The 5,012-nt window shown below is 70.5% G+C and carries 3 protein-coding genes and 1 pseudogene; all 4 read left to right on the top strand.

The window, feature by feature from the left end:
* Nucleotides 1-93 (top strand): annotated as a pseudogene (locus ACZ6ZR_RS38545) (ATP-binding protein); the annotation flags it as partial.
* Between the two features lie 273 nt (nt 94-366).
* Nucleotides 367-3,714 (top strand): sensor histidine kinase, encoded by a 3,348-nt coding sequence (locus ACZ6ZR_RS38540; protein WP_465650682.1) that lies wholly within the window; start codon nt 367-369, stop codon nt 3,712-3,714.
* A gap of 10 nt (nt 3,715-3,724) precedes the next feature.
* The gene (locus ACZ6ZR_RS38535; RefSeq protein WP_073926035.1) at nt 3,725-4,138 is read left to right on the top strand and encodes a roadblock/LC7 domain-containing protein; all 414 of its coding nucleotides are present in this window, start codon (nt 3,725-3,727) and stop codon (nt 4,136-4,138) included.
* Nucleotides 4,139-4,299: 161 nt separating this feature from the next.
* Entirely contained in the window at nt 4,300-4,965 is a 666-nt protein-coding gene (locus tag ACZ6ZR_RS38530) for a DUF742 domain-containing protein (RefSeq protein ID WP_465650680.1), read from the top strand.
* The last annotated feature ends 47 nt before the right edge of the window (nt 4,966-5,012 follow it).

The raw sequence follows: 5,012 nt of genomic DNA, 5'->3' as shown, positions 1-5,012 counted from the left end.
CCCATCATCACCCTCGACGCACGCCGCCGAGACAGCGCCAAGAGCGCCCTCATCACCCTCGTCGAACACGCCCTCCTCGCCCGACTCCGCTGATGAAGCGCTGATGAAGAGCCTGGGCGGGCCGGTAACGGTTCGATAGGCATTTAAAGATCGAAAGTAACTCTCGGTGACGGCCGGGCTGCATGCCGCAGCATTCAGCCCGGAAATGCCACTGAATGTCGGATTTGCACGTACCAAAACGTGCGTAGATGCCTGTTTGTCCCGCATCCACGCACGTGCTCCAATGCCAGCTACCCCGTAGTCACCCTGGCAGTTCCACCCAGCAGCGGGCTGCGGCGAGCGGGGATGTAGAGAGGTTGTTGTCGAGTGAGGCGTAACCAGCCAGTCACCGAGCAGCGGCGCTCCGAGCCCCGCCAGAACGAGCCGGGCGGTTTCTCGGCGTTCGCGCCGAGTGCCGAGGAGCGGCCCGCCACCGCACCCGCGCCGAAGGTGTCCAACGAGAAGGAAGAGCGCCGGAGTTCCGGCCGCTACGAGTTCCTGGCACCGCGGAACTGGCGGGTGCCCACCCGCCTGATAGCGATCCTGCTCATCCCGGTCGTGATCTCCCTGGTCTTCGGCGGGCTCCGGGTCAACAGCTCCTTCGACGACTTCGTCAAGGCGACCCACGCCGAGAAGACCGCGCTGCTCGCCAAGGCCGCCACCGAGCTGGCCGACTCCCTGGAGTCCGAGCGCGACCTGACCGCGATCCCGCTGATGGTCGGCCAGGACCCGCAGGGTGAGGTGGCCAAGCGCCGCACCAAGACCGACCAGGCGCTGGCCGCGTACCGCGCAGCCTTCGCCGAGGTCTCCGACGACCCCCTGCTGGCTCGCCGCAACGAGGCCTTCCAGCAGCTCGCGGTGCACCTGCCGCACCTGCGCGAGAACGCCTACAAGCGCGAGCTCTACATCACCGCGACCCAGGCCGCCTACTCGAACCTGATGGCCCCGCTGATGGCCTTCGACAACTCGGTCGGCTTCGGCTCCTCCACGGTCACCAGCAAGGGCCGCGCGATCTACGCCATGTCGCTGGCCAAGGCCTCCGCCTCGACCCAGCGCGTGCTGATGCTCAACCTGCTGGTCGGCACCAGCCAGCACATCCTGACCAAGCAGGAGACCTCCGAGCTCCTCCAGCAGCTGGCCGTGGCCAACAAGCTGGAGCAGGTCTCGCTCAACGAGTTCTCCACCGGCAGCGCGCCGGAGGACGCCCGGGCCTACTCGGACGCCCAGGTCGCCCAGGCCTCCGCCGACCAGCGCGCCGCGCTGAAGATGCCCAACTCCGACGTCGCGCCCACCATGAGCGGCCTGCTGGTGCTCGGCCTGTCCTTCATGAGCAGCAGCTCCAGCCTCAGCGACGGCGCCGCCGAGGCGGCCGCCGCGGCCGGCCTCAACCCGCCGAACTGGCAGCAGGCCACCGCGAGCCACGTCAGCTCGCTGCGCAACACCGAGTCCAAGCTCCTCGACGAGGTCGTCGACGCCGCCGCGAACATCAAGAACCGCGCGCAGAACGACATGATCCTCAACTCGGTCATCGTCGTGGTGTCGCTGGCGCTGGCCGGTCTGCTCACCGGCCTGATCGCCCGCTCGATGATCCTCGGCATGCGCACCCTGAACGCCGCCGCGCTGGACATCGCCAACCACCGTCTGCCGGACCTGGTCGAGAAGCTCTCCAAGACCGACCCGGACCGGGTGGACACCGACGTCAAGCCCATCCCGCTGCACGGCAAGGACGAGATCGGCGAGGTCGCCCGCGCCTTCGACCAGGTCCACCAGCAGGCGGTCTCGCTCGCCGCCGAGCAGGCCCTGCTGCGAGGGAACGTCAACGCGATCTTCACCAACCTGTCGCGCCGCAGCCAGAGCCTGATCCAGCGTCAGCTCGCGCTGATCACCGACCTGGAGAACAACGAGGCCGACCCGGACCAGCTGGAGAACCTCTTCAAGCTGGACCACCTCGCCACCCGCATGCGCCGCAACGGCGAGAACCTCCTCGTCCTCGCGGGCGAGGAGGCCGGCCGCCGCTGGAACACCCCGGTGCCGCTGGTCGACGTGCTCCGCGCCGCCGCCTCCGAGGTGGAGCAGTACGAGCGCGTGGAGCTGGCCGGCATCCCCGAGGCCGAGGTGATAGGCGCCGCCGTGACCGACCTCGTCCACCTGCTGGCCGAGCTGCTGGAGAACGCCACCACCTTCTCCAGCCCGCAGACCCGGGTGCTGGTCAACGCCACCCGCCTGCCGGACGGCCGGGTGCTGGTCGAGATCCACGACAAGGGCATCGGCCTCACCGCCGAGGACTTCGCCGAGATCAACGAGAAGCTGGCCGAGCCGCCCACGGTCGACGCCACCATCTCCCGCCGGATGGGCCTGTTCGTGGTCGGCCGGCTGTCCCAGCGGCACGACATCCGCGTCCAGCTGCGCCCCTCGGGCGAGTCGGCGGGCACCACCTCGCTGGTGATGCTCCCGCAGCACCTGACCAGCATGGCCGCCGCCCCGGAGCCGGAGGAGCAGTTCACCGTCTCCCGGATCTTCGCGGAGCAGGACGGCCAGGTCGGCTGGGCCGAGAACGGCGAGGGCCGCAGCGCGGCCGAGCTCGGCTTCGACGACCACCTGACCGGCCACGGCGGCAGCAGCGGCTTCAGCCCGGCGCTGGAGGCCATGCAGCGCTCGCAGCGGCTCGACCAGCAGCGCCGCCGGGCCGCCCTGGAGTCGGGCCCCGAGGACGCCGCTCAGGTCATCGACGCCGAGGTCGAGGAGACCCCGTACGCCGACGACGCCTACGGCTACCAGGGGCAGTACGGCCAGGGGCAGTACGCCCAGGAGCCCTACGGCCAGGACCGGTACGGCCAGGAGGCCTACGGCCAGCCGTACGCCCCGGCCGACTCCTACGGCTACCAGGAGCCGCACTACCAGGACTCACCGTACGGCGGCCAGGAGTTCGGCCGGACCGAGTACGCCGAGCCCGAGTACGCGGAGGCGGCCGCGGCCGACTACCAGCCGTACGGGCAGGACTACGGCTACGGACAGCAGAACGGCTTCCAGCAGGCCCAGGAGCGCTACGAGGAGCCCTCGGGCCACCCGTACGGTGCCGAGCCCGCCGCGCTGCCCCCGGCCGCCCCGGCGGCCCCTACGAGCCCGCTGCTCGGCTCCGGCCTCCCGCAGCGGCGTCCGGGCCAGCAGCTGGCCGGTGGCGGCTTCCCGTCCACCCGTCAGGAGGAGGCTCCGGCCGTCGGCGACAAGCCGAACTGGTTCACCGGTGCGAGGGACACCTCCGCCCCGGTGGAGGAGGACCGCGGCCACGACGTGTCGGCGCTGGGCGGCTACGGCCCCACCGGCCCGACCGCCGCTCCGCAGCAGGAGTGGCAGTCGCCCAACGACGGTGACTGGCAGCGCGCGGGCCAGCTCCGCGAGCCGGCCGCCGCCGGCACCACCGACTCCGGCCTGCCCCGCCGGGTGCCCAAGCAGAACCTGGTGGCGGGCAACGCCAAGCCCACCGCCCAGGACGGCCCGCAGGTCTCCCGCAGCCCCGAGGAGGTGCGCGGCCGGCTGACCAACCTGCGCCGCGGCGTCGAGCAGGGCCGCAGCGCGGGCGGCGACCCGGGCGCCACCGGTAGTTTCCGGATCGACCCCCAGCAGCACGACAGCACCACCGATCTCTTCGGCGGCTCGAACCAGCAGGAGCGTTGAGTTGACCCAGATGAGCCAGGCCGCACAGAACCTGAACTGGCTGATCACCAATTTCGTGGACAACACCCCTGGGGTGTCCCACACCGTGGTGGTCTCCGCCGACGGGCTCCTGCTCGCCATGTCCGAGGGCTTCCCCCGCGACCGTGCCGACCAGCTCGCCGCCGTCGCCTCCGGCCTCACCTCCCTCACCTCCGGCGCCAGCCGGATCTTCGAGGGCGGCGAGGTCAACCAGACCGTGGTCGAGATGGAGCGCGGCTTCCTCTTCCTGATGGCCGTCAGCGACGGATCCTCGCTGGCCGTACTGGCTTCGCCGGACTCCGACATCGGCCTCGTGGGCTACGAGATGGCCCTCCTCGTGGACCGCGCCGGAGCAGTTCTCACCCCCGCGCTGCGCGCGGAACTCCAGGGCAGTCTCCTGCACTGACGGTTCGTCGGATACCGTCCTGGTATTCGAAAGACCTCATTGCCCGTCCCCGGGCCCTCACGGGCCCGGGTTCGGGCGTTGTACGGCCTTCGCACAACGGGTGACGATCCGTCAGGATCGTTGCCAGCACCGCACCGCCGCACCTTGTGAGGAGAGGAACCGTGACCCCGCCCGACGACCGCAGCGGCCAGTACGGCGTTCCGTACCCTGGCACCGGCCATGACGCCTTCGGAGCTCCCGGCGCCGGCCACGGTCAGCCGTACGGTCAACAGCAGTACGGCCAGCCGCAGTTCGCGCAACCGCAGTTCAGCCAGCAGCAGCAGTACGGGCCGCCGGACCAGCAGCAGCCTTACGGCGCGCAGCAGTTCGGCCGTCAGCCGCAGCCCGGCTACCCGGACTACCAGCAGGGCTACCCCGGCTCCGAGCAGTACCAGGAGCACGGCGAAGACCCGGGCCTGGCCGACGAGTTCGACGACGAGGAGGAGTCCGGACCGCTGATCCGGCCCTTCGCGATGACCGGCGGCCGCACCCGGCCGCGTTACGAACTGGCCTTGGAGGCACTGGTTTCGGCCAATGTCAGCCAGGACCGGCTGGCTTCGATGCTCCCCGAGCACCAGCGGATCTGCATGCTGTGCACCGAGGTGAAGTCCGTCGCGGAGGTCTCGGCGCTGCTCAACATCCCCCTGGGAGTGGCGCGCATCCTGGTCGCCGACCTGGCCGAGGCCGGTCTCGTCGCCATCCACCAGCCCGCTGCCGGCGGCGAATCCGGCAACCAGCCCGACGTCACGCTGCTCGAAAGGGTCCTCAGTGGACTTCGCAAGCTCTAACGCGGCCGCCCCCAGCCGCGCCACCACCTCCGCGAAGATCGTCGTCG

This window comes from Kitasatospora sp. NPDC088742, assembly GCF_055584905.1.
Note: the sequence above shows the minus strand (reverse complement) of the source record. Positions and strands in the feature narration are given on the sequence as shown.

Excerpts from the sequence above, each read along its gene's own strand:
- ACZ6ZR_RS38535 (WP_073926035.1), top strand. The coding sequence starts at position 3,725 with ATGAGCCAGGCCGCACAGAACCTGAACTGGCTGATCACCAATTTCGTG.